General features: G+C 55.0%; 19 protein-coding genes. 14 read left to right on the top strand and 5 right to left on the bottom strand.

Going from position 1 to position 24,688, the window contains the following annotated elements:
- The first annotated feature begins 61 nt into the window (after nt 1-61).
- The 3 genes from LVD14_RS00670 (at nt 62) to LVD14_RS00660 (ending at nt 2,983) form a co-directional block, all read left to right on the top strand.
- Nucleotides 62-454 (top strand): PA2779 family protein, encoded by a 393-nt coding sequence (locus LVD14_RS00670; protein WP_237132102.1) that lies wholly within the window; start codon nt 62-64, stop codon nt 452-454.
- On the top strand, nt 454-1,305 hold the full coding sequence (locus tag LVD14_RS00665) for a PA2778 family cysteine peptidase (RefSeq protein WP_237132101.1): 852 nt from the start codon (nt 454-456) through the stop codon (nt 1,303-1,305). The genes LVD14_RS00670 and LVD14_RS00665 overlap by 1 nt, the downstream gene beginning before the upstream one ends.
- Before the next feature lie 88 nt (nt 1,306-1,393).
- On the top strand, nt 1,394-2,983 hold the full coding sequence (locus LVD14_RS00660; protein WP_237132100.1) for a carboxylesterase/lipase family protein: 1,590 nt from the start codon (nt 1,394-1,396) through the stop codon (nt 2,981-2,983).
- On the opposite strand, the gene LVD14_RS00655 is transcribed toward LVD14_RS00660, so the two are convergent.
- Nucleotides 2,965-3,873 carry a LysR family transcriptional regulator gene (locus LVD14_RS00655; protein WP_237132099.1) on the bottom strand — a complete coding sequence of 303 codons (909 nt, stop codon included), beginning with the start codon at nt 3,871-3,873 and terminating at the stop codon, nt 2,965-2,967. The two genes, LVD14_RS00660 and LVD14_RS00655, sit on opposite strands and share 19 nt — an antisense overlap.
- Nucleotides 3,874-3,989: 116 nt before the next feature.
- Between LVD14_RS00655 and LVD14_RS00650 the strand changes: the two genes are divergently transcribed.
- Both LVD14_RS00650 and LVD14_RS00645 read left to right on the top strand, forming a co-directional pair.
- The gene (locus tag LVD14_RS00650) at nt 3,990-4,856 is read left to right on the top strand and encodes a pirin family protein (RefSeq protein ID WP_237132098.1); all 867 of its coding nucleotides are present in this window, start codon (nt 3,990-3,992) and stop codon (nt 4,854-4,856) included.
- A 106-nt stretch (nt 4,857-4,962) separates the two neighbouring features.
- Nucleotides 4,963-6,729, top strand: a complete 1,767-nt coding sequence (locus LVD14_RS00645) for an SLC13 family permease (RefSeq protein ID WP_237132097.1) — start codon at nt 4,963-4,965, stop codon at nt 6,727-6,729.
- Between the two features lie 74 nt (nt 6,730-6,803).
- Here LVD14_RS00645 and LVD14_RS00640 read toward each other — a convergent pair whose 3' ends face one another.
- Nucleotides 6,804-8,978, bottom strand: a complete 2,175-nt coding sequence (locus LVD14_RS00640; protein ID WP_237132096.1) for a PQQ-binding-like beta-propeller repeat protein — start codon at nt 8,976-8,978, stop codon at nt 6,804-6,806.
- An 84-nt stretch (nt 8,979-9,062) separates the two neighbouring features.
- Here LVD14_RS00640 and LVD14_RS00635 point away from each other — a divergent pair, with 84 nt between their 5' ends.
- Genes LVD14_RS00635 through LVD14_RS00625 form a run of 3 tightly spaced genes read left to right on the top strand, consistent with a single transcriptional unit; the run spans nt 9,063 to nt 15,523 of the window.
- Nucleotides 9,063-12,632 carry a 7TM diverse intracellular signaling domain-containing protein gene (locus LVD14_RS00635; RefSeq protein ID WP_237132095.1) on the top strand — a complete coding sequence of 1,190 codons (3,570 nt, stop codon included), beginning with the start codon at nt 9,063-9,065 and terminating at the stop codon, nt 12,630-12,632.
- Nucleotides 12,619-14,895, top strand: coding sequence for a PQQ-binding-like beta-propeller repeat protein (locus LVD14_RS00630; protein ID WP_237132094.1), 2,277 nt, complete (start codon nt 12,619-12,621; stop codon nt 14,893-14,895). The genes LVD14_RS00635 and LVD14_RS00630 overlap by 14 nt, the downstream gene beginning before the upstream one ends.
- Before the next feature lie 4 nt (nt 14,896-14,899).
- Nucleotides 14,900-15,523 carry a DJ-1/PfpI family protein gene (locus LVD14_RS00625; protein ID WP_272907146.1) on the top strand — a complete coding sequence of 208 codons (624 nt, stop codon included), beginning with the start codon at nt 14,900-14,902 and terminating at the stop codon, nt 15,521-15,523.
- On the opposite strand, the gene LVD14_RS00620 is transcribed toward LVD14_RS00625, so the two are convergent.
- Nucleotides 15,513-16,076 (bottom strand): DUF4329 domain-containing protein, encoded by a 564-nt coding sequence (locus LVD14_RS00620; protein WP_237132093.1) that lies wholly within the window; start codon nt 16,074-16,076, stop codon nt 15,513-15,515. The genes LVD14_RS00625 and LVD14_RS00620 overlap by 11 nt on opposite strands.
- Before the next feature lie 202 nt (nt 16,077-16,278).
- On the opposite strand from LVD14_RS00620, the gene LVD14_RS00615 reads away from it, so the two are divergent.
- The 3 genes from LVD14_RS00615 (at nt 16,279) to LVD14_RS00605 (ending at nt 18,548) form a co-directional block, all read left to right on the top strand.
- Nucleotides 16,279-17,034 carry a transcriptional regulator gene (locus LVD14_RS00615; protein ID WP_237132092.1) on the top strand — a complete coding sequence of 252 codons (756 nt, stop codon included), beginning with the start codon at nt 16,279-16,281 and terminating at the stop codon, nt 17,032-17,034.
- A 69-nt stretch (nt 17,035-17,103) separates the two neighbouring features.
- Nucleotides 17,104-17,724, top strand: a complete 621-nt coding sequence (locus LVD14_RS00610; protein WP_237132091.1) for a TIGR02466 family protein — start codon at nt 17,104-17,106, stop codon at nt 17,722-17,724.
- Nucleotides 17,721-18,548 carry an inositol monophosphatase family protein gene (locus LVD14_RS00605; protein WP_237132090.1) on the top strand — a complete coding sequence of 276 codons (828 nt, stop codon included), beginning with the start codon at nt 17,721-17,723 and terminating at the stop codon, nt 18,546-18,548. Before LVD14_RS00610 ends, LVD14_RS00605 begins: the two co-directional genes overlap by 4 nt.
- 28 nt (nt 18,549-18,576) lie before the next feature.
- Here LVD14_RS00605 and LVD14_RS00600 read toward each other — a convergent pair whose 3' ends face one another.
- Nucleotides 18,577-19,491 carry a LysR family transcriptional regulator gene (locus LVD14_RS00600; protein ID WP_237132089.1) on the bottom strand — a complete coding sequence of 305 codons (915 nt, stop codon included), beginning with the start codon at nt 19,489-19,491 and terminating at the stop codon, nt 18,577-18,579.
- Nucleotides 19,492-19,638: 147 nt separating this feature from the next.
- Between LVD14_RS00600 and LVD14_RS00595 the strand changes: the two genes are divergently transcribed.
- Nucleotides 19,639-20,409, top strand: coding sequence for a ferredoxin--NADP reductase (locus LVD14_RS00595; protein ID WP_237132088.1), 771 nt, complete (start codon nt 19,639-19,641; stop codon nt 20,407-20,409).
- 161 nt (nt 20,410-20,570) lie between these two features.
- Here the strand turns inward: LVD14_RS00595 and LVD14_RS00590 are convergent, their stop codons facing one another.
- Entirely contained in the window at nt 20,571-21,176 is a 606-nt protein-coding gene (locus LVD14_RS00590; RefSeq protein ID WP_237132087.1) for a redoxin domain-containing protein, read from the bottom strand.
- 352 nt (nt 21,177-21,528) lie between these two features.
- Here LVD14_RS00590 and LVD14_RS00585 point away from each other — a divergent pair, with 352 nt between their 5' ends.
- Together LVD14_RS00585 and LVD14_RS00580 are read left to right on the top strand one after the other, a co-directional pair.
- Nucleotides 21,529-24,039 (top strand): efflux RND transporter permease subunit, encoded by a 2,511-nt coding sequence (locus tag LVD14_RS00585; RefSeq protein WP_237132086.1) that lies wholly within the window; start codon nt 21,529-21,531, stop codon nt 24,037-24,039.
- A gap of 57 nt (nt 24,040-24,096) precedes the next feature.
- Nucleotides 24,097-24,684, top strand: coding sequence for an ATP-dependent Clp protease proteolytic subunit (locus LVD14_RS00580; protein ID WP_237132085.1), 588 nt, complete (start codon nt 24,097-24,099; stop codon nt 24,682-24,684).
- Nucleotides 24,685-24,688: the final 4 nt, after the last annotated feature.

Below are 24,688 nucleotides of genomic sequence, written 5' to 3'. Positions count from 1 at the left end.
GCCCGTTGAACATAGATGTTCGATAGCAGTAAATTTTGTTTTCAATGAAAAGGAGTCAGTCATGAAAATCAGAACACTTAAGTCCGTCACGACCTGGATGTTGGCTACAGTTTTTGCATTCGGAGCAATGTTCCAGCAGGCATACGCTGCGCCGCAAACCATGGTAACTACCGAACAGCTGATGCAGGAGATGCAGGTCGCTGATCAGCGAGCCTCGGTAAATAACTTTCTGAGTCGAGCCGATGTGCAGGCTCAACTGGCCGCTCGTGGCGTGGATGCTGCGGATGCCCAGGCGCGTGTAAACGCGATGAGCCAGGCGGAACTGGCAGCGCTTTCAGCACAGATAGATGAGCTGCCTGCGGGTGAGGGCCTGCTGGAAACCGTTCTGTTCCTGCTGGTAATCTTCATGCTGCTGGACATCGCTGGCGTTACCGATATTTTCCCGGGACTCTGATGTCAATGCGATCAGGCACCCGCTTGCGGGTGCCTTTTCTCCTGTTTCTCGCCTTCCTGCTGGTAGCGTGTGCTGCGACACCACAAAGTCAGCAGCTGCTGTCCCGTCCGTCTGACCAGTTGCCTGAGGGTGTCGAACTGGTCGATGTCCCCTTTTTTCCTCAGGAGCTTTACCAGTGTGGTCCGGCCGCATTGGCGACAATCCTGCAATACAATCAGGTTGCCGTGCAGCCAGATGAGCTCGTTTCCCACGTTTATATTCCATCAAGGCAGGGCTCTCTGCAGGTGGAAATGCTGGCGGCGACGCGAACGTTTGAGCGCATTCCATACGTTATACCGGGCACGCTGACTGCCATCATCAATGAACTGGATGCAGGTAACCCGGTGCTGGTGTTTCAGAATCTGGGACTAAGCGTGTTGCCACAATGGCACTATGCGGTTGTTGTTGGATTTGACCCTGAACAACAGGAGTTAATTCTTCGCTCAGGCACCGTTCGTGAACATCGGGTGGCGCTGCCGGTGTTCGAGCGGACCTGGCAGCGAGCCGAGCATTGGGCTTATGTAGCGCTGACACCAGGAGATCTACCAGCCTCGGCGGAAGTGTCAGATTATTTTATGGCAGTGGCAGATTTTCAGCGGCTGCATCCGGAACTAAGCGGAGCAGCCTGGCAGGCGGGCTACCAACAGTGGCCTGATCAGGCTGTTATCGCGATGGGCTATAGCAATTGGCTCTATCAACAGGGTGACCTGGCCCGTGCTGCCAGTGTGCTGGAACAGTTACTGTCGATTCAGCCCGATTACCAGCCAGCCCAACAGAACCTGTCTGCCATCCGCAACGAGATGCAAAGCTGAGCATCGCCTGGCGGAATACTTGTTTTCCATGCCAAATTCCTGCATCGTCTGGTCTCCGTCAAAATCAGCAGAATAACAGGAACTGGACATGAGAAAGACGTTGAAAACGCTCCTCGTTGCCGCCGTTGGCCTGTGGGCCGGCGCAATCGTAGCGCAACAACCCACTCAGACAGCATTGGTCCGTCTCGACACGCCTCAGGGTGCGCTGCTTGGAACCGCTTCGGAGCGGCATCCTCAGGTATCCATCTTCAAGGGCATACCCTATGCAATGCCACCCGTAGGTCAGGCACGCTGGCAGGCACCAAAACCCGCACCCTCCTGGCAGGGGGAGCGACTGGCTGATAGTTTTGGTCCGGACTGCCTTCAGCAGCCCTATCCAGAAGGTTCTTTCTTTTACCGACCCGCACGTGTCAGCAGCGAGGACTGTCTATACCTCAATGTGTGGAGTGCAGCAGAACCCGGGGCCGACCGGCCTGTCATGGTCTGGATTCACGGCGGTGCGCTGACGCGTGGCTCAGGCGCGATCGAGACCTACGACGGCACCAACCTGGCCGCCAAAGACGTGGTGGTCGTTACGATCAATTACCGCCTCGGTGTGTTCGGCTTTTTTGCTCATCCTGAGCTGGTTTCCGAATCACCAGAGTTTTCAGCAGGCAATTACGGCATCCTTGACCAGATAGAGGCACTTCGCTGGGTGCAAGAGAATATCTCTGCGTTCGGCGGCGATCCGGACAACGTCACAATCTTCGGGGAGTCAGCGGGTGCCTGGTCGGTGAATCTGTTAACAGCCAGTCCATTGACCGAAGGGCTGTTTCACAAAGTAATTGCCCAAAGTGGGGCCCGTCTTGATACCCGGGTTGCGTTGGATCGTCAGACCTCAGCGGGCCCTCCCGCCATCAATTCAGGAGTTGAACTGGCAACGCAGCTGGGCGCAGCCAGCCTCGCGGACCTGCGCAACATGCCCGGCCGGGAACTGCTGGACAAGGCGATGGCAGCTGGATTCCGCACGGACGGCATTGTGGATGGCTGGATCATTCCCGCCCAGCCGTATGAGATTTTTTCTGAAGGCAGACAACGCGCAGTTCCCGTGATGGTGGGGTTCAACAGCGACGAGGGCACTACGCTGGGGGCGGCGGCCAATCTGCCATCAACGGCCGAAGCCTATCGTGCAAGACTGCAGGCGCAGTTTGGCGACTTCGCTGACCTGGTGCTGGATGTTTACCCTGAGGACAATATCCGCGAATCAGTGCTGGCCAGTTTTCGTGACGCCACCTTCGGCTGGAATATGGTGACCTGGGCAAATCTGACTCGACATGTTGGGCAGCCCGCGTACCTATACTACTTTACGCATCAACCACCCGGTGCCGCTGAAGCGAACCTTGGGGCCTACCATGCCTCTGAAATTGCCTACGCATTTAACAATGTCCAGACCTTGTCATCGCGTGGTACAGCCCTGGATTATCGTCTGGCAGACATCATGTCCGATTACTGGGTCAACTTTGCTCACCATGGTCAGCCGTCTGCGCCTGGCCAGGCAGAATGGCTGCCCTATAGCAATGCCGAGCGCAATTATCTGCTGATAGGCACTGAGGTCAGTGCTGAAACAGATCTGATGCCTGATAACTGGGCTGTGTTTGACCGCGTGATGGATCGTCGGCGTCAGCCAGTTTCCGACTGATCACCAAGCGATTCGATGAGTAGTCGGGCCAGCGCTTTGGTCGCTGGTCCGACGCTGTCAGCCGCCGCCATCACAAGATAGAGAGGCAGACGCCGCTCGGCGCCCATACTTAGGCTTAACTGCTTCAGTTCACCACTTGCAAGCTCTCGCTTCACCCAGTCCGTGGGCAAGAAGGCGAATCCAAGTCCGGCACGCAGCGCTTTGATCGTGGTAGAAAAGTGGCTGACAGTCCAGCGCTGTTCCGAACCTAGCCAGCCGGCATCCTGTTCACGGCGCTGACCACTGTCGCGCAGCACAATCTGCCGCCAGCTGCGGAGCTCAAAATCATTGATTCCCGTGGATTCATGCTGCTGCGCCAAGGGGTGATCTGGATGCGCGACCGGAATCATGCGCACCACTTTGAGCGGGGTTCCCATGTAGCCCACGGGCACCTGGTGACTGATAACTACATCAGCCTTGCGCTCCAGGATGGCTTCTTCCGTGCCTGACAGCTGCGTTTCCAGGATTCGCAATCGGGTCATCGGAAATGCCGCTGAGAACTTCTCCAGAGTTGGCAGTAACTGCCCCGGTTCCAGCAGGCCATCGACGGCCAGTACAACCTCAGGTTCTGTGCCACGTGCCAGTGTGGCTGCCACTTGCTCGGCAGTCTGTGCCTGTTGTAACAACTGCTTGGCACGTCGATACATGACCTTGCCTTCACGCGTCAATGTGGCTTTGCGGCCGGACAGTGTCAGGACGGCAGTGGGTAGCAGCTCGTTGATACGGGAGATGGCATAGCTGATACTTGACTGACTTTTGTTGAGTTGCTCGGCAGCCCGGGCAAAGCTGCCTTCATCGACCACAGCAACAAATGCTGCCCACTGTTCCAGGGATATACGTGGCTGCTTCATAGTTATATCTAAAAATTTAATGTATGGGTCGGTTTTTTTGCATCATAACATCAAATTGTTGCGGCTATTATAATGGTATCTAAAATGTTGATCGATGCGTTCACAGGAGATTGATCATGACGGCGAAAAAACTGGAAGAACTGATTGTCGCTCGCCCTTCTTCAGACGGCGATGGGGTAAAACTGCTCCGAGTGTTCGGAGGGGCCGGTGATCCGGCGCGGTTTGACCCTTTCCTGATGATGGATGAATTCGGCTCCGCTGAGGCAAGCGACTATATCGGTGGTTTTCCACCGCACCCGCACCGGGGTTTTGAAACTATTACCTATATGTTGCAGGGCCATATGGAGCATCAGGATCACATGGGCAATGTAGGTGATCTGCAAAACGGCGATGTGCAGTGGATGACTGCGGGCGCTGGCATCATACACTCAGAGATGCCCAAGCAGACTGAAGGGCGTATGCGCGGCTTTCAGGTCTGGCTCAACCTGCCGGCACACAGCAAGATGCAGGCGCCGGACTACCGAGATATTCCTTCGGCAAGCATTCCGGAATACGCCGGTGCCGCAGTCTCCGGCAAACTGATCGCAGGGCGTGCACAGTTGGACGGAGAGTTGCTGGAGGGGCTGGTCTCCAGGCCTGACACAGAGCCGGTATACCTTGATCTGCATTTCGACAAGGCGTCGGATACGCACACCATTGAAGTGAATGACGGCGCCACAACCCTGATCTATGTCTATGAAGGCGAAATAGCACTGGGCGAGCAGGGCAGTCGTGTGCAGCGAGGCAAGCTGGCAAGAATGTCTCGAAATGGCAGTCGCATTGATCTGCGCACGCTGGCGGACAACACACGTGTGGTGGTACTTGCGGGTCAGCCATTAAACGAGCCGATCGTCCAGTACGGGCCGTTCGTAATGAACACCCGTCAGGAGATTGAGCAGGCGCTGGATGACTATCGCCGCGGTGTTTTGGCACAGACTTTTTAGTCTCAAAGTCGATTTAATTATAATTAAATATTCTTTTATGTAATATAAACGCTGCTCTATACTGCCAATCCGTTCCTTCCCTCAATGGGCTTTCAGGTGAATTATTATGGATTGGCAGGCATTGTTGTCTCTCGGGTTGACCGCCGGCGTTCTGCTGGCGCTGATCACTACTCGATTGCCCGCTCACGTGGTACTGATGACGGCCCTGGCAATCCTGAGTCTGGCCGGGGTTCTGACGCCGACTGAGGCGCTTGCAGGATTCGCGAATCCCGGGCTGATTACAGTCGCGGCAATGTTTGCGGTCGCCGCCGGATTGCATGGTTCGGGCGGCATCGACCTGCTGGTCAATCGTTTTCTGGGTAAACCACAGTCCATAAGAGGCGCCATGCTGCGCCTGTTTTTGCCCGTGCTGCCGCTGAGTGCATTTCTCAATAACACACCCGTCGTGGCCACCATGATACCGGCCATCAATTCCTGGTCACGCAAGATAGGTATTGCGCCTTCGCGCCTGCTGATACCTCTTAGTTATGCTGCCATCGTAGGTGGAACACTGACCATGATCGGCACCAGCACCAACCTGGTTGTATCTGGTCAATATCAATCGCTCACAGGTAATGATGCGTTTGGCATATTCTCCATCACAATGATTGGTCTGCCTGTTGCATTGGTCTCCGCTATATTCATGCTGCTGGTCCTGCCAAGGGTTCTGCCCGATCGAAGTGCCCGCAGACCGTTTGCCAACATGCGTGAATTTACTGTTGAGGTAGCTGTCGACCCCCATGGTCCTCTGGTTGGACTGACCGTTGAAAAGGCAGGTCTGCGAGATCTGGAGCGACTATACCTGGTGGAAATCAGCCGTGGTGATTCGGTGGTTACTGCCGCGCCATCTGAAGAGACATTGTTGGCGGGTGACCGATTGGTATTCGCCGGGGAAACAGAGGCCGTGACAGATCTACTACGCATTAATGGCCTGACGGCATCTGCCGGCGAGAATACCCTGATGCAGCAGGACCGCGCAGAGCGGCGGCTGATAGAAGTCGTTGTTTCCCAGTCATGTGCGGCAGTTGGCGAGACCATTCGAAGCTCGCGATTCCATGATCGCTATGGTGCGGTTGTCATGGCACTGGCCCGAAACGGTGAGCGTATAGAGGGCAACCTGGGCAATATCATTATAAAACCAGGTGACACGCTGTTGCTGGAGGCCCGTCCTGCGTTTGTTACGCGTCAGCAGTACAACAAGGACTTTCTGGTCGTCAACGATCTGGATAAAGTCGCGCCGAGGCACGAGAAGGCTGGACTGGCCTGGACCATCCTGCTGCTGGCAGTAGGCGCGGCCGGAATGAATCTGGTGAGCATGCTGGATGCTGCACTTATTGCAGTCGGTGTCATGATGGCCACAGGCTGCCTGACAATCAGCCAGGCGGAGAAAAGTCTTGAATTGCCAGTGCTGATCACTATTGCCGCTTCATTCGCCCTGGGTGCGGCCCTGCAAAAAACTGGCGTTGCGGCGGCGCTGGCCCTGGCTATTGTGGAGTTGAGTGGTGGGCGTCCATGGTTGCTGCTGGTGCTTATATACGCAGCGGTCTCGTTGCTGACCGAGGTAATCACCAACAATGCGGCCGCAGTGATCATGGTGCCTTTGGCGCTGGCCATCACGCAGCAAGCGGGGCTTGATCCAGAGCCTTTCATGTTCGCGATCATGGTAGCGGCATCGGCCAGTTTCGCGACGCCACTGGGTTATCAGACCAACCTGATGGTTTACGGCCCAGGTAGCTACCGGTTTTCTGACTTTTTGCGTGCAGGTATCCCGATGAACATAATTGTTGGCGTAACCACCCTCACCGTTTTACTGTTGTTCTACCCGTTGCAGTAAAATCTGCTCCCGGACTGCTGGAAACGGTAACAAGTTGCTTTTGCGTGTTACCGACTTCCAGCGGACTTTGCAGCTCAGGGTAGAGCAAACACGTACACGGCATTGCCGCTACGCGGTGGGTTAATGTCAGTTGCTACCACCCGTGGCACCATTCTGGGACTCGTGCCACCATTCGCGGTTGTAACTGCTATGTATTGCTTGCCGTCGATGCTGAATGTCAGAGGATGGCCCTGTACAGCTGTGCCAAGCCGGGTTTCCCAGACAATGTCCCCTGTCTCGGCGTTAAACGCGCGGAAGCGTCGGTCCAGGTCTCCCACAAATGCCAGATTGCCGGCAGTGGAGAGCACGCCGGTTATGAACGAGGCGCGCTGTTCGTAACTCCAGCGCTCTTCCATAGTGTCCACATCGTAGGCTGCGAGCTTGCCCAGGTTGCCGTTGGTATCAGGCATTTCATAGAATCGACGGTTGCTGGCCAGTCCGCCGGAGCCAGGTTCCAGAGCGACTTCCCGGGCACGGTTGTCCAGACAGGTCTGGCTCAGGGGTGCAATCAGAGAGTTGCTTGGTGCGTGGTAGCTCATGGAGTGCCAGTTCTTGCCACCGGCGCTACTGGGGCAGGCCGGAATCCACTCATCAAGCTGTGCGTTGACGATATCCTCCCGATAGGTCACGGCACCGGTCTCAGGGTCGATGTGGCTGAACACGTTCTGATACATGGTTTCCTTGAAGCCCAGGAACTCGCCTGTTTCGCGATCGTTCTTCCACAGGATGCCGTGCTTGCCCAGCGACAGCACCAGCTTTCGTCCATTACGGTCGACAAGAACGCGCTCGAACACTTCATCCAGGTCCAGGGCTTCGCCCGGCACGTGCTGGAAATGCCAGGCCAGCTCGCCGGTATCGACATCAATCGCGAGGGTGGAGTTGGTGTAGAGGCCAGCATCGTGTATGGACATGTGGCGGCTGGGTGGCGCCCAGGGTTTTGCCTGCGCAACCCCCCAGTACGTCAGGCGTGTTTCCGGGTCATAGCTGCCAGTGATCCAGGTCTCACCACCAGCACGATAAAGGTCATCCAGATCACCCCAGGTGTCGCCGCCAGGTTCGCCAGTCTTGGCAATCGTATTGAAGCGCCACTGAAGCTCTCCGGTATCCGCGCTATAGGCGCTGATATAGCAGTCCTCAGGGATGTAAGTTGCGCAATTGGCCAGGCCCACGATGACTTTGTCGTCTGCAATCAGCGGGCCGCTTGAGTTGGCAAAACCTTTGCTGCTGTCGGCGACAACCTGTTCCCAGACCTGTTCTCCGGTTCGGGCATTGAGTGCGACCAGGCGGGCATCGGTGGTTGCCTGAATGATCTTGTCGTCATAGATGGCAATGCTGCGCATATCTTCGCCACTGTTGGGTCCGGCCGCATGCTCCCAGATCAGCTCACCATTTCGCGCATCCAGAGCCTGAATGACATTGCCGGGGTTAATGAGGTACATGATCCCGTCATAAACAATTGGCGCTGGCTCTGAGTCGCCTTCATGCATATTCCACACCCATTCCAGCCGCAGCGAGTTGACGTTGTCTACGTTGACCTGGTCCAGAGCGCTGTAACTCCAGGCCTGCGGATTGCCGCGCCACATCAGCCAGTCTTCTGGAGAAGGGTTCATCAGCTCTGCGGAGGACAGCGGCGTAAAGTCTTCTACTGTGCCGGCGACGGTCACTCCCAATTCCTCCTGCTCAGCAGACCCTTGCGGGAACACGCTGTTGGCAGACTCTGTGGGGGCAGCGGCGGCGGCAGTACTGCGCGGAAAATCACTCAATGTGTAGCTGCTGTCAGCCACAAGGGCCTGTTCACCGGCCAGAATCTGATTGTTCTGCAGTATGTAGGCGGTAACGTCCAGATAGTCCTCCTGGCTCAGGTCCGAGGAACCTGCCGGAGGCATGCTGGTGCTGATCAGCTGGACCAGCGCACTCATGGACTGGTCTGACCAGCGGCTGTCAAATGCCTCGCCGCTCAAGGCTGGCCCCGCGCCACCGCCCTGCAGCGCTGTGCCATGGCAAAGAGCACATTGCGCCTGGTAAACCATGGCGCCTCGCTCAGCCTGTTCGGCATGGTAGGTAGCGATACCTGCTTCGGAGGCGTCTTCAGACGGGCTGCACGCAGCCACCAGACCGATCAGGCTCAGGCCAAGCGGCAATGCGGAGATTCTGCCAGACATGATGTTGTTCATAATTGATGGGCTTCGACGGGCTTTTGATATGGGCATGATGCTATCCGCTGGTATTATTGTTGACATAAACTCTATATGATTCGAGTGGTTGAGTATACCCGACAGCGTCACAGGCCCGGTATGGAAACCAGAGAGCATTGCGATAACTACAAAACCGATTCCAGAACGGTGAGTGCGGCCGCTCATCCTGGGGAAATTCACCTTGGGGTGATGTTCCTGCTATGGGCAATCCTGCTGCTATTGCTGTTCGCCAGGCCTGTCAGCGCTCTGGATCTGGACAGCTTTGGCGGCGGTATGGTGCCAGGTTCCGAAATGCTGCTGCTGGACGATGCCGAGGGCGAACTGAGCTTTGATCAGGCACGTCTGCAGCTGGAAACGCAGGGCCAGCCCTGGGTTGCTCCAGGACAGCCAAATCTCGGTTATCGCGGCGGTGCCCTCTGGGTGAGGGTCGATCTGGATAATCGCTTTGACGAACCGGAACAGTGGATTGCTTTCACAACCTTCACGCAACTGACTCGCGTGGACTTTTACTTTCAGGAAGAAGGTGAATGGGTACAAAAGTCAGCCGGCGCCTCCTTGCCATTTCGTGCCCGCGATCGTGCACACCGCAGTATCAACTTTGAATTCCCTGTGTTGCCTGATCAGGCGCAGTCAATCTATTTCCGGGTAGAGACTTCCGGCTCACTCCAATTCCCACTGATGCTGGGTGATGAGCAGTTCTTTGCATCAGAGTCCCAGCGATCCCTGTTCACCTCGGGTCTTTATTTTGGCCTGATGCTGATGATTGCGATCTACAGTTTTACTGTCTGGCACACCAGCCGTGAAACAGGTTTCCTGTACTTCGGTCTGATCGTGCTGTTCGGCGGCCTGTACTCACTGACTTCCATGGGGCTGGCCTATCAGTACCTGTGGCCAGAAAGTCCTCAGTGGTCCAATAAAGCCACCGGAGTCATCGCATTACTGGTCTGTCTGTTTGTCATGGCCTTTGTCCAGCGCTTCCTCAATCTGCCACAGATTGACCGACGTATCGACCGTGCGGCCACAATCTATATTCTGGTGGTGGCGGCTGCCATCGTGATTTCATTCGTGCTAAACGCGTCGCTGGTTAATCGTATGGCGTTGACAGCAACGGCCTTCAATATGCTGATCATCTCGATTGGAGCACTGCGGGCGCAGCGGCGCGGTTCTCGGGCAGCGAGTTTTTTCATCTCTGCATGGATCATACTGCTGGTCGGTGTGTTGCTGGAACTGACTCAGCGTCTGGGTGTATTGATTCCGCCACTGCTCGCCTACAACGGCATTCAGCTGGCATCACTGCTGGCGATCACCGTGCTGGCCGTCGGACTCAGTGATCGACTGCAGAACATGATGGAGGGCTACCGCGCGGCTCAGGAAGACCTGCTGAAGGCCAATCAGTTAAAAATTGATGCTCTGCAGCAAGCCGACAGCGTCAAAGAAGAGTTTATCGCCAATGTGTCACACGAGTTGCGCACGCCACTGACTGGCATCATCGGCCTGGCCGAAATCATGCTGGCAGATCAGCAGTCGACCACACTGACAACATCGCAGCGTGAAACATTGACCTTGATGAAGGTCAGCGCGCAACGGCTCTCAAGTCTGGTCAATGATGTCATTGACTTCTCCGCCATGAAAAATGGACAGCTGGCGCTTAATCGTAACGACACTGACCTGAAAGAGGTTTGTGAGGTTGTGGTCCGCATGACGCGTCCTTTGATTGGTGAGAAACCCATCAAGCTGGTTGAAAATTATCCGCCGGGGCAGGTAATTGTTGAAGGAGACGAGGATCGGCTGCAGCAGGTGTTGTTCAACCTGGTGGCCAATGCCATCAAGTTTACGCCGCATGGCAGTGTCACTATTGCGGTTGAAGTTCTGGATCTGGATGTGCGGGTTTCCGTTCGTGATACCGGTATCGGCATTTCGGCTGAGGATCAGAAACAGATATTCCAGCGTTTCTACCAGGTTGACTCTGCCGAGGCACGAAAAGCAGGTGGAACAGGGCTTGGACTCTCTATTTCGCAGCGCCTGCTTGAACTGCATGGCTCGGAGATTGTGTTGCGCAGCACGCAGGGCGAGGGATCACTGTTCTACTTTGATCTCCCACTGAAGAAGGCCCTGCCTGAAGGCAAGAAAGCAGCAAAGCAGGACAGTGCCCAGGCCAGTAAGGACCTCAGTGTTGATATAAATGCTCCGGCTGAGCTGTCTGCGGCGCTGAAGGCAACCGGTCTGAATGTTGATCGACGTCGGGCATCTGACGATGCATCAGATACGACTGTAATGGAGAGTCCTGCCCGGAACCGCAAGTCACGCGGGCGTATTCTGGTGGTTGACGATGAGTATCTGAACCTCAGGATTGTGGAATCACACTTGTCGGAACACTACGACCTGATAACGGCTCTCAGTGGCGCAGAGGCGCTGGAGAAGCTCAGTCAGGTCAAGCCTGATATGGTGATACTGGACCTGATGATGCCCGTCATGACCGGCTACCAGGTATGCCAGATCATGCGTAAACGCTATGACGCGGATGAACTCCCAATTGTGATTCTTACTGCTAAAAACCGCGCTGAGGACCTTGTCAAAGGTCTTAGTCTGGGCGCTAACGACTACATCACCAAGCCTTTCAGCAAAGAAGAGCTGCGAGTCAGAATTGATAAACAGTTTGAGCTGATGTTGCTGCAGCAGGTCCGGCGCGACAACCAGCGCCTCAACTGGCAATTGCAGCGATACGAAGAAAACGAGAAACGATTGCGCCAACGAGAGCAGCGGCTTGCAGCGCTGCTGGATGTGACAGGTGACCCATTGCTTGCGGTTGATGAAGCCGGGGTTTTGATCTATGCCAACGAACCTGCCCAGCAATTGCTCGATATCAATAGTCAGGACTATCTGCAACAGTCAGTTAATCGCGTCGCTGATGCATTGATCAATCGTTCACCGGCGCTTGCTGATGCGGTTCATTTTCCGTTTAACGAGGCGATGATTTCGCGGCGTGAGGACATTGAATATTTCGACTTTGAGCTTGCGGGAGAAACAGGTCGTTTCTGTCTGCTGACTATTGATCAGATGGATCAGGAGTTTTATCTGATCGTATTTGAAAAAGACAGATCGGCAGCTATGTCGGCGTCTCCTGATCAGGAAACGGATAATAATGATCCGGAGTCGCTCAGCCTGCCGCAGATTGTTGCCGAGATTAACCGCAACGTGGAGCGGACACAGACCCTTGGCGAATATCTGTCGAATATCAAACCCGAGGATCTGCACAAACACAGTGAGCTGGTCGACGAGCTGAAGTATATAGACTCGCTGATCTCCAAACTCTCTACCACACTCAGTGTGGATAATGAGGACAGCGAGGAGGCTTATCGCGAAGCTTTGGTGAAAGTCATGCAGGACTGTCACTACTACTGGCAGAAAATCACCGGCGAGTCCATTATTGATCTGGCAGAAAAGAGCCGAATCTGGAGTGTCAGCGTCGATAACGGGCGTCTGCGTACGCGGTCAATGAATCGTTACCTGTCGCTTGAGAAACTACCCTCCAATCCTAGATGGCGTCAGGTGGCCCGTACTGCATACTTCGTTTTGTCCAAGGTTAATCATGATGAAGAGGCCAGAGATGCCCTCGAGACGTCGGTCGGACGTTTGCAGGAGATTGTGGAACAGCGTGCGCTCAACTAGCTCACGGTCATCCGGTGTTCTGCTACTGATGGCGCTGGCTGTCCCGGCGGGGGCGCAATATGGGGCCCCCGATGGTGAGTGGCACACCTGGGGTGGTGATCAGGGTTTCACTCGCTACTCGAACCTGTCGCAGATCAACGCCGAAAATGTTCATTCCCTTCAGGCCGTGTGGCGCTGGCAAGCCCTGCCATTGGGCGATCGGCCGGATCGAAACCTGAAAGCAACACCGCTGATGGTGGATGGCGTTCTGTATGTGCCAAGTGGTCAGCACCAGGTGGTTGCTCTGGACCCGGCAAATGGCGAGGTATTATGGCAGTACGATCCACAACCGGCGTCTGTGGATGACCGCGGCCTGGGACTGGGTAGTCGATCATTGGCGTACTGGACGGACGGCGAGCAGGCGCGAATATTTCACAACACTCTCGATGGGCGTCTGTTGTCCATAGATGCCAGGACTGGACGGGCGGACACGGCTTTTGGCGAAAACGGCGCCGTGTTTTTGAAAGAAGGTCTCTACCCTGATGGATCTGATGCTGATTCCGTAGGCTCGTCATCGCCTCCTGCCATTGTTGGCGATGTGGTTGTGGCTCAGGTTGTCGGTACAATCACCGCACCCAATGTGGCCGCAACGCCGGGTCATATCCGCGGCTTCGATGTTCGCACAGGTGAGCTGCTCTGGCGCTTCAATACAATACCGCAGCCTGGTGAACCGGGGCACGAGACCTGGGAGAGTGACTCCTGGCGCTATGCAGGAAATACCGGTGTCTGGTCAATGATGAGCGTCGATGAGGAGACGGGCTATATCTACTTGCCGGTAGAAGCAGGGTCCAATGATTTTTATGGTGGTCATCGACACGGTGACAATCTGTTTGCGCAGAGTCTGGTCTGTCTCGATGGCCGCACTGGAGAGCTGGTCTGGCACTATCAACTGACGCGACACGGGCTGTGGGATTATGATCCGCCAGCTGCGCCGATCCTTGGTGATGTGCTTGTGGATGGGCGCCACGTGAAGGCTGTTACCCAGCTGACGAAGCAGGGCATGTCATTTGTATTCGACCGCATCACCGGTGAGCCATTGTGGCCGATAGAGGACCGTGCGGTGCCTCAAAGCGAAGTGCCTGGCGAACAAAGCTCGGCGACACAACCCTTTCCGACCCGGCCGCCACCTTATCTCTCTCAGGGTTTTCACGAAGAGGACCTGATCGATTTCACTCCCGAACTACGCTCAGAGGCCCTGGCGATTGCGGCCCAGTATGTGACCGGCCCCATGTATATGCCTCCGACTCCAATAAGAGAGGGTGGTACACAGGGCACCTGGGTTAACCCTGGCTATCAGGGCGGCTCCAACTGGAATGGCGCTGCCTTCGACCCAGAGACGGGCATGATGTTTGTGCCGTTACGCAACGCGCCGATGGCGGCTGGTCTGCTTGACCCGGAGCCAGGTCGCACTGACTGGCGGTTCCTGCGTGCACCATCAGTGTTCATTCAGGGTCCGCGCGGTTTGCCTGTTACACGTCCACCATGGAGTCTGATAACCGCAACGGATATGAACCGTGGCGAGCACATCTGGTCGCGCAGCATTGGTCCGGCTTCTGACTACATTAAGGAACACCCGGCCCTGCAGGGTCTGGATCTGGACTTTGCCAATATGGGGCACCCCATGATCCGGCCATCGCCTCTCCTGACGGCCGAATTATTGTTTCTGGCTGAGGCAGGCCATCTGAGCGGAGACCCTGGCGGGCCGATGTTCAGGGCTTACAACAAAGCAACAGGGGAAGTATTGGCGGAGCTGGAGCTGCCCGCTAAAGCAAGCGGCGCCCCGATGACGTATTTTCATGATGGCTTTCAATACATCGTGATTGCGGTAGCAACGGCAGAGCACCCGGCCGAACTGGTTGCGCTGGCACTGCCGGGCGCGCCGGTGGCCGACTCTGCAAGCGGTGCAGGCACAACGGGCTCCGGGACTGCAGTGACCACTTCCGCGTCCGCAAGTATGGCGGTGGTTAGTTTGTCTGAAGAAGAACGACAGTCTGCAATGGCTCTTTTCGAACAAGCCTGTGCGGCCTGTCATGGAAATGCCGGAGCGGGATTGCCCGGCGGCTCGGCGCCATCGCTGACCGGTCTTGTTGACCAGACCCGGGTTCAGCGCATGATCAGCGATGGGGGTGTGGAAATGCCAGCGTTTGCGCTGCAACTGAATGACACGCAGATTAACCTGCTGAGTCGTTATGTTCTGTCTTTGCCCTCATCAGCCCCGGAGTGACCCGATGACTATCAATATCGGTATCTATATTTATGAACGGGCGGAGGTGCTGGATTTTTCGGGCCCTTTTGAGGTGTTCACAACCGCCACTCGTATTGCAGGACGCGAGGCTTTCAAGCACGGCGAGCCAGTCTTTAATACCTGGCTGATCAGCCAGCACGGCGGCCTGGTGACTGCGCGGGCTGGCTATCAGGTCATGTCAGACTTCAGCATGGAGGAACATCCACACCTTGATGTGCTGCTGATTTCCGGAGGCGACCACACAGATGAAATGCACAAGCGGCCAGTGCAGCAGTGGCTGGCTGGCGCTGCTGCCACAGCCGGGGTGGTCGCTTCTGTCTGCACCGGCGCCTTTCTGCTCGCGGCGGCAGGCATATTAAAAAATCAAAATGTAACCACCCATTGGGAAGACAAAGCCGATCTGAAACGCCAGTTCCCGCATCTGCAGGTCGATCCCGACCCGGAAACACGCTGGGTCGTTGCTGACAATATTGTGACCTCAGCGGGGATTACAGCAGGCATCGACATGAGTCTGTATCTGGTGTCGCGATTAATATCGCCGTCCCTGGCACGGGCCACTGCAACCCAGATGGAGTTCAGCAGCCCTGCTCTGGACCTTATGCCCTGATCCTCACGGGGTCGGATGAGCCGGCTGCTTTGACCAGCTTTCCGCTGCTGGCTCCGTCTTCGCCTGCCAGTCCCAGTTGCCGGGCTCGTCGCCAGCCCAGGGTTGAGTCACCTGGCTCATACACGCGCAGTTTGCCATCAGGCGCTGCAAGATAGATCGGGATCTGCCATTGCTCTGCCAGTTCCGTGTCAGTAGTAGAAAAGTAGTTGCGGGTCCAGTGTGGTGCGCCATGTGTATGCCAGAAAGCGACTTTCTGTGCACCGGCCGGCACCTGGATAGTGACGGTTACCTGGTCATGTCCAGCATGGCCTGCACCCACCGTGTAGCCGTACAGCGTAATCCCGTTGCTTGTCTCGCTAAAAATGATGCCCATGAATTCACGATCTTCTTCGACAGACACCGGGTTGTAAATATTTGCGGCATGGATCACCGCCTGTGTTTCGGAAGTAAACTGCGCAGGCATAATGATTGACGATTGGCCGGCATGGGCAGCACCCGCAACCAGCATGTTGACGCCTGCCAGAATCATGGCAAATGAGAAGTTCAGACTCATACCTGGTACCTCGTGGCTGATTGATCAGTGAGGTCAGGATCTCAGTCATTACTTCGCAGAGCCTTTGGGTATCCGGAAGAATGCTTCGGAAAACCTTCGGATTACGTTCGTACGTTGACCCGAAGAAAATTTAGGCGTATTTAAACCTTTCAGTGCACTCGTGCGTCAATGTAACTGTCAAACAAGTGCCGGAGAGCTAATAATGAAGAATGATCGGGAAGGATTTCGACTGGGGGAGTGGCAGATAATTCCGGAGGCAGGAGTATTTGTCAAAAACGGGCATCATGTTCATGTTGAGCCCAAGCTGATGGATTTATTGCTGGCACTGATTGCCGCACCCGGCCAGTTTGCCAGCCGGGAGCAGTTACTGTCGCAGGTATGGCCGCGCGTGGTGATCAATGAAGAAGTGCTGACACGTGCCGTGTCGGAACTGCGAACCTTGCTGGGAGATACCAGCAGAGAGCGACGTTACATCGTCACTGTGCCCAAGCGAGGTTATCGTCTGATCGCGCAGCCGCAGGCACTCGAATGCGACATCAGCCAGGCTAAGGTAGCCACAAATTCGTCGCCAACAGCACGTTCCTGGCCAGCGCTGCGCATGCCAGCCTGGGCTCTGGCAGCAGTGCGTGTGATGCACGCCACCGCCATGACAGTTGGCTACGTCTTCCTGGCTGCAACTGCAACGCTTACCTGGGAGCTTGCCGATAACGGCATGCCAGAGGTGTCGCTGGCCAAAGTGGTATCCGACAAGGCAGAGACATTACTGATGCTGCCCGTGCAGGCGTCGCACGACTATGACTCTGGCTGGTTGACCCGGCGTGTTGTGTCGGTTGTCACGGATGGCAATTCAAGCCAGCAAACGCTAGAGTGCAACGCAGTTGACGAAGAGGAAACCCACCTCCACTACGCAGGTGAGCGCTCCACAACGGTAGGGCTTTATAACAACAAACTCTCCTGATCAGTTGACAGACTTGTCCGCGCCTGCAAAAGTGCCAACCCAGACGATTGCAGGCAGGATGAGGCGCCCATGGACCAGCAGATGATGAACCTGTTTGCCGTACCGGTTTGTCGGGCACAACTGGGGCGGTCATTCAGTGAAAGCGAACAGGCATTTTTTCGGGAAGCGCTGCAGCAGCCAGTGGCGGCCATCTCCAATTTCTCTTCTCAGGACAAACATGTTCTGAACGCACTACCGATGCAGCAGATCAAGGCCATGATCGAGACACAGCTTGCTGCGTATATGGATACCGTATTCAAGACTTCCAATGACGTCCGCCTGAAAATCACCCAGTCCTGGCTGACCCTGTCGGGCAAGGATCAGTCGCACCACATCCACACCCATCCCAACAGTGTCGTAAGCGGTGTTCTCTATATCTATCTGGCTCAGCGTGACGGTATCAATTTCTATCGCAATGAGGATCAGCTGTGGTTTGAATTGATGCGCGAGCAGGAAACCTATTACAACGCAAAGCACTACTTTATTCAGGCCGAGCCGGGTGATTTGCTGCTGTTTCCATCACACATTCGACATGGTGTGCCTCCAGTGCAGGAGGATATTCAGCGCGTCAGCCTGTCGTTCAACACATTCTTCTCCGGCAAGCTGGGACGGGATGAGTTCTCCAATGCTTTGAACATAGAGGTGTCATGAAGGAACAGACCAGTATTGATATCAAGCAACTGATGGCATTCAGTCAGGCCATTGCCCGACAGGCAGGCGCAATGATGCTGGCGGAGCTTCAGGCACAGGGTGGTCCGGAGAAATCCTATAAGCATGCCGGCCAGGAAATGGTGACTGAGGCTGACATCAAAGTGGATCGGCTGATCTGTGATGCCATACGTGACAGATATCCTGACCATCAGATACTGGCTGAGGAGTCGGCGCCGGATATTAATCAGCTCAGCAGTATCACCTCGCCTCTGTGGATTATTGATCCGATCGACGGCACCGTGAACTATGCCCATGATCATGACCATTCTGCCGTTTCTATCGCGTGGTTGTCAGAGGGAAGGGTGATTAGTGCGGTCGTCTACAACCCTTTCAGCGATGAAATGTTTCACGCCATAGAAGGCCAGGGTGCCTTCATCAACGACACAGGCATAAAGGTTGGCGAGAAGCAGGATTTGCGCCGGGCACTGTTTGCAACGGGTTTTCCCTACATCAAAGAAGACATGCAGCTACTGGTGCAACGCCTGGACGTCATGCTGCAGCACTGCGCGGATCTGCGTCGGATTGGATCGGCGGCTCTGGATATCTGCTGGGTAGCCATGGGACGGCTCGATATCTATTACGAAAACCTCAGTGTCTGGGATTTCGCGGCAGCTCAGCTGATTGCCCGCGAGGCTGGTGCCCAATACGGACATTTTCTGCCAGTACCAGAGGGGGTGAGCCCTGTGCTGCATAATAAAAACATCCTGGTGGCGAATCCGGTACTGTTCGAAAAAGCCCGCGAGCTGCTCGCTGAAATTGGCTGATAGCCTTCTTAAACTGCTGGCGTCCGTCCTATTGATCAGGACCATAGTGGCTGAAGTTCCCGGCACCATCCTCCTGGCACAGAGCCAGCCAGTTGCGAATACCTGCCGTTCGATACTTCTGCTTGTGAATAATAAAGTAGAACTGGCGCACCCAGTCGCGATGGGGCGCATACAGCGGGAGCAGGCTGCCACGCCGGAACGCTTCCTGCAGCGTAATACGTGACAGACAGCCAATACCCAGGCCAGCCTCGACAGCACGTTTGATTGCCTCGGTATGCTGCAGTTCCAGTCTCACATTGATGCGTGGCATCAGGCCGTACATCGCGTGTTCAAAGCCCTGTCGCGTACCGGAGCCTGCTTCACGGATAATCCAGTCGGCGGTCCGCAGGTCATCATCATCCAGCGTCGGCCGTCCGGCAAGCGGATGGTCTGGCGCGCAAAACAGGGCCAGTTCATCCTGATACCAGGGGATGACGTCCAGATTGTCGTCCTGTTGCTCACCCTCGACCAGGCCGACATCAAGTTCGAAATTCAATACGCGCTGGGTGATCGCACGTGTATTTTCTACAGTCAGATCAACGCGCGAGCCCGGGTAGCGATTCATGTACTCCGCCATGATGGGGACGGCCAGATAATTACCAATTGTCAGTGTTGCACCTACCTGGATATGGCCTATTTCGCCACGCTCGGCCAGCAGATTTTCGAATTCGGCGGCCTGGGCGAGCAGGGCTTCAGCGCGCGGTCTGAGACTTTTGCCGAAATCGTTTAGCTGCAGTCGTTTGCCGATACGGTCAAACAGTTGTATGTCGAATCGCTGCTCCAGCTCTTTCAGTGAGGCGCTGGCCGCGGACTGCGACATTGACAGGGCGTCGGCGGCCTGGGAGACATTCTCATGCCAGGCAATGGCGAGAAACACTTCGAGCTGTCTGATGGTGTAATGCATGGCAGATCTCCGTCTTATCCGCGTCGTGAACCTTATATCTATAAAATCGATAAAGGATATTTTATTAAATCATTTTATTTATATTGATGTCGACCTTACCATGGCGCCATCTAATCCATCCTGTATGAACGACGAGGAAGTGAAGTTATGGCGGCAATATCAAAACAGAGTGTTACCAGTGTTCATCACTGGAACGAGTCCCTGTTTAGTTTTACCACCACACGTGACAAGGGCCTGCGTTTCGAGAATGGCCATTTTGTCATGGTTGGCATGGAAGTCGATGGACGACCCCTGATGCGCGCATACAGTATCGCCAGCGCAAACTACGATGAAGAGCTGGAGTTCTTCAGCATCAAGGTTCCGGATGGTCCGCTGACCTCACGCCTGCAGAACATCAAGGTGGGCGACGAGCTGCTGATCAGCAGCAAGCCGACCGGCACGCTGGTTGCCGATCACCTGCTGCCTGGCCGTAACCTGTATCTGGTTGGCACCGGCACTGGCCTGGCGCCTTTCATGAGCATCATTCGCGACCCTGAAGTTTATGAGCGATTTGAGCGTGTTGTGCTGGTGCACGGTGTTCGTCGTGTCATCGACCTGGCGTATCGTGACTACATCACCAATGAGCTGCCCAACAATGAGTTCTTCGGAGATATCGTTCGCGAGAAGCTGGTCTATTATCCGACCGTGACGCGTGATCCGTTTGAAAACCAGGGGCGTGTAACTGATATTCTGGAGAATGGCGCACTGGCCGAAAAAATTGGCCAGCCCCAGCCTGACCCGGAGCATGATCGCTTTATGCTGTGTGGCAGCCCGTCCATGCTCAAGGATATGGTCCGCATCCTGGAAGCTGCCGGGTTTAAAGAGTCTCGCCATGGCATTCAGGCAGATTATGTAATTGAGCGCGCTTTCGTGGAGTGACGGCGAGCCGCATGACTCTGTGGTCATGACTGCACGTACCATCTGCTGAAAGCCCAATAAAAAAGCCCGTTGTCATATAACAACGGGCTTTTTTTGTGCCGCCGTGAAATTCATTCGGTCACGGCCTTCGCTGCTGACCACAGTGGGCCAGCCCAGCGATATCAGCTAAGGAAGTAACCAACCAGACAGCCTTTGGCGTCCGGGATGTCGTTCATGTTGACGGATCCGCCGGCCATGATGGTATCCAGCGCATCACGCAAATAATGGTTCTCGGTGGTCACGCGCTGTGTCTCGTAGCCCAGCGAGTCATCGATCGGGCCCCGATAGTGCACTTCGCGTGTGCGAGGGTCGATGATGAATACTTCTGCAGTACGTTCCACACCCAGCGAACGTGCCACAGACTGGTCAGCATCCTTCAGGATCGGGAATGTGATATTGAACTCTTCAGCTTCTTTAGCGATGCGCGGAATGTCATCCTGCACAAATGCGTTCAGCATGAGGAATTCAATGTTCTTGTCCATGTATTCCTGACGAATTTCCTGGTACTTGGGTACTGACAGGCGGGCGATTGGACAGCCGGAGCCGTGCACATACATGACAACATATTCCTTGTCTGCGTATTCATCCAGCGTGTGCATCTGACCCATATGGTCCTGCAGCTCAAATTCCTTGATGGTTTTCAGGTAGCCATCTTCCTGGGCCATGCTAAGTGACGACCAGCCCCCCAGCATCGCCAACATCATTACTGCCGTTATCAGCTTGCGCATGGTTTAAACTCCTTTAATGACATTGTCAGCCTCACTTTATACCGCTCTTCTCATGAATTAATTTCATGGTACTCCCAAGCAGCGATATTTTGATAGCTGTTGTACGACTTACACACCCTAATAGACCAACAATCTTGACCTGCATCAAGGCTCTAATTGTGACGATTTGTGAGATATTTCAGTAAGTAGTGCAACAGATCGAGCGTTCGACGAAGATAGCAGAGGGCTGGGGGCGGCACCAGTGCTGGCCGTCACCGATGCTGTGCTCCAATCCAGTTGGTACGAAGTGCCCGTAACAGGGTATAGTGCTGCCACTGTTCAGACTAATGGCCTTTCAAGGAAGTTGACCTGTATGCGTTCTGCTGTATCGCGATTCTATTCCCGTCTGGTATTCGACAAACCCTGGCTTGTTATCGCGCTATTGTTGGTGATAACCGGCGGGTTCGCCTGGTATGCCCAGTACTTTCGGCTGGATGTTTCGGCGGATTCCTTGATGATGGAGGATGATGAGGACCTCGAGTACTCACGAACCATCAATCAGCGTTATGGAGTGCGCGACTCGGTCACGATCGCATTTACGCCACGGGATATGGACCTGCTTAGCGACGAATCGCTGGCCATCATGGCGTCGATCCGTGATGAACTGCTGGCCATGGAGCGCATTGTCTCTGTCGACAGCCTTCTTAACGTGCCAATTTTTGGGGATACCCCGCTGACCGGGATATCCGAGGATTATGCCACCGTGACCGATGATGACATCGATCGCGAGGCGGCACGTCAGGAGCTGCTGAACAATCCCGTATTTAACAATGCGATTATCAGCCCTGATGGTCAGACGGGAGCCATGCTTGCGACGTTCCAGCAGGATGAGCGCTATATTGAACTGATAAATCGCCGTACCGAGCTGCTTAACAAGGAGGCCGCGGAAGGGCTCAGTGCGCAGGAACGCGAAGAGCTGGCGCAAGTCAGTGCAGAGTTTGATGCCTATAGCGTTGAGACAGCCGAATTGCGTCATCAGGATATCGCGCAGATACGCGAAATCCTCAATGGCTATCAGGATGAGGTCCAGCTTTACCTGGGCGGAGCGCCGATGATCGCCGACGACCTGGTCACCTTTGTCCAGAATGATCTGGCGACATTCAGCCTTGGCGTTTTTGCCTTTATAGTGATTGCGTTGGGGCTGATCTTTCGGCGTTTGCGCTGGGTGTTTCTGCCGCTGGCCTGCTGTGCCATAGCCGGGCTCATCGTGGTCGGTATCCTCGGTGTCATGGACTGGCGGGTGACAGTCGTTTCATCCAATTTCATGTCACTGCTGCTGATCATCACCATCTCGCTGACAGTGCATCTGATAGTGCGCTACCGCGAGCTAAGGGCATCGCGGCATTACAGTCCTCACGATCGGCTTCTGCGCCACGCGGTGCTGGTCATGTTCAGACCCTGTCTGTACACGGCGCTGACCACTATCGTGGCGTTTGGTTCGCTTGTAGTCAGTGGTATCACGCCCATCATTTCCTTTGGCTGGATCATGGTCATGGGCGTGCTGACAGCGCTGATCGTAGTGTTCCTGCTGTTCCCGGCCTTGATGAGCCTGCTACCCAAAGAAAAGCTGGCTGACAGACCCATGCGCAAACTGAATGTAACAGGCGCACTGGCGACACTGACTGAGCGTCACGGCAAAGCCCTGCTATGGGTATACGGACTGGTATTTGTTGTCAGTGCAGTGGGCATCTCGAGGCTGCAGGTGGAAAACAGCTTTATTGATTACTTTGATGAAGAAACCGAAATCTACCAGGGCATGAAGCTGTTTGATGACAAGCTGGGTGGAACGCTGTCTTTTGATGTGCTGGTCCAGTTGCCTGAGGTGCAGGACAGCTTCGATGATGGGTTTGATGACGGTTTTGACGATGGTTTCGACGACGGCGGGTCTGATCAGGACAACAATGCGTACTGGTTTACTGCCGATAAAATGAATGAAATCAGACGTATGCACGAATACCTCGACGAGCATCCGCGAACCGGCAAAGTGCTTTCATTTGGGGCTGTTGTGCAACTGGCAGAGCAGCTGAATGGCGGAGAGCCGGTAGATAGCTTTCTGTGGGCGCTTTTGTACACCATGCTGCCGGAGAACCTGCGCTCCACGGTGCTGACGCCATTTGTGTCCGTTGAGCACAATGAGGCGCGCTTTAATGTCCGGGTGATTGAATCCGACCCGGAATTGAACAGGGACCAGTTGATCAGGGAAGTCCAGCAGGGCATGCAGGAAGAATTTGGCCTGGAGGCCGATGAGGTGCGCGTCACCGGCATGCTGGTGCTTTACAACAATGTGCTGCAAAGCCTGTATCAGTCGCAGATCCTGACACTGGGTGTGGTCCTGGGTGCCATCATGCTGATGTTCCTGGTGCTGTTCCGTTCGCTGAAAATTGCTGTGTTGTGCATCATTCCGAATGCGATTGCAGCGGCGCTGGTGCTCGGCATCATGGGATGGCTGGGAATACCGCTGGATATCATGACCATCACCATTGCAGCTATCTCGATTGGTATTGGTGTCGACAATACAATCCACTACATGCATCGTTTCCGTCGCGAATTCCATCGCATCGGCAACTACCGCGAGACCATGCACTACTGTCATAACAGTATTGCCCGTGCCATGTACTTCACATCGCTGACGATCGTGGCCGGCTTCTCGATTCTGGTGCTTTCAAACTTCATACCAACGATGGTATTCGGTCTGCTGACCAGTGTCGCCATGGTGGTTGCATTGATTGGTGCGCTGACACTGCTGCCGCAGCTGCTTATCACATTTAACGCGCTTGGCGACGAACAGCATCCTGACGGGGAGCATCGCCAGGCCGTGGTATGATATTGCGCTGTTTTGTTTGCCTATCGCAATTTGTCAAAGATACTTGGAGAGTCTGTTATGCAAGAAGTGTTGTCCGCCCCTGAAGCGCGGGAACCAGCCACTGGGCGTTTACTGGATGAAAAGCTGTTCCAGGCCCGCGCGGTTACCATTTTTGGCGAAATCAACGACAAGTTGGCCCGACAGGTAACCGAGCGTCTACTGGCGCTGGCTGGTGAGAATGACGATCCCATCACACTTTACATCAGCTCCCCGGGCGGGCACGTTGAGTCTGGTGATGTTGTTTACGACATCATCAAATACATCAGGCCTGAGGTGCGGGTTGTCGGAACCGGCTGGGTGGCCAGCGCAGCGACAAATATCTATCTGGCGGCAAGGAAAGAGCATCGTTTTGCCCTGCCCAATACCCGCTTCCTGGTACACCAGCCCTCAGGTGGTTCGCGAGGCAGTGCGTCGGACATCAAGATTCAGGCTGAGCAGATTGTCAAAATGCGGGCTCGTATCAACAAGTTGATTGCCGAGGAAACCGGTCAGCCAGTAGAGCGAGTTGCCAAAGATACTGATCGCGATTACTGGATGACGGTTGATGAGGCAATTGAATACGGTATTGTTGGAAAGTGCATCCGTTCCATGGATGAACTGGCCTAGGTTG

The sequence above is a fragment of the Pseudohongiella sp. O18 genome, from assembly GCF_021729085.1.
In the GTDB taxonomy this organism is placed as follows: Bacteria; Pseudomonadota; Gammaproteobacteria; order Pseudomonadales; family Pseudohongiellaceae; genus Pseudohongiella.
This window is presented reverse-complemented; position numbering and strand designations above follow the sequence as displayed.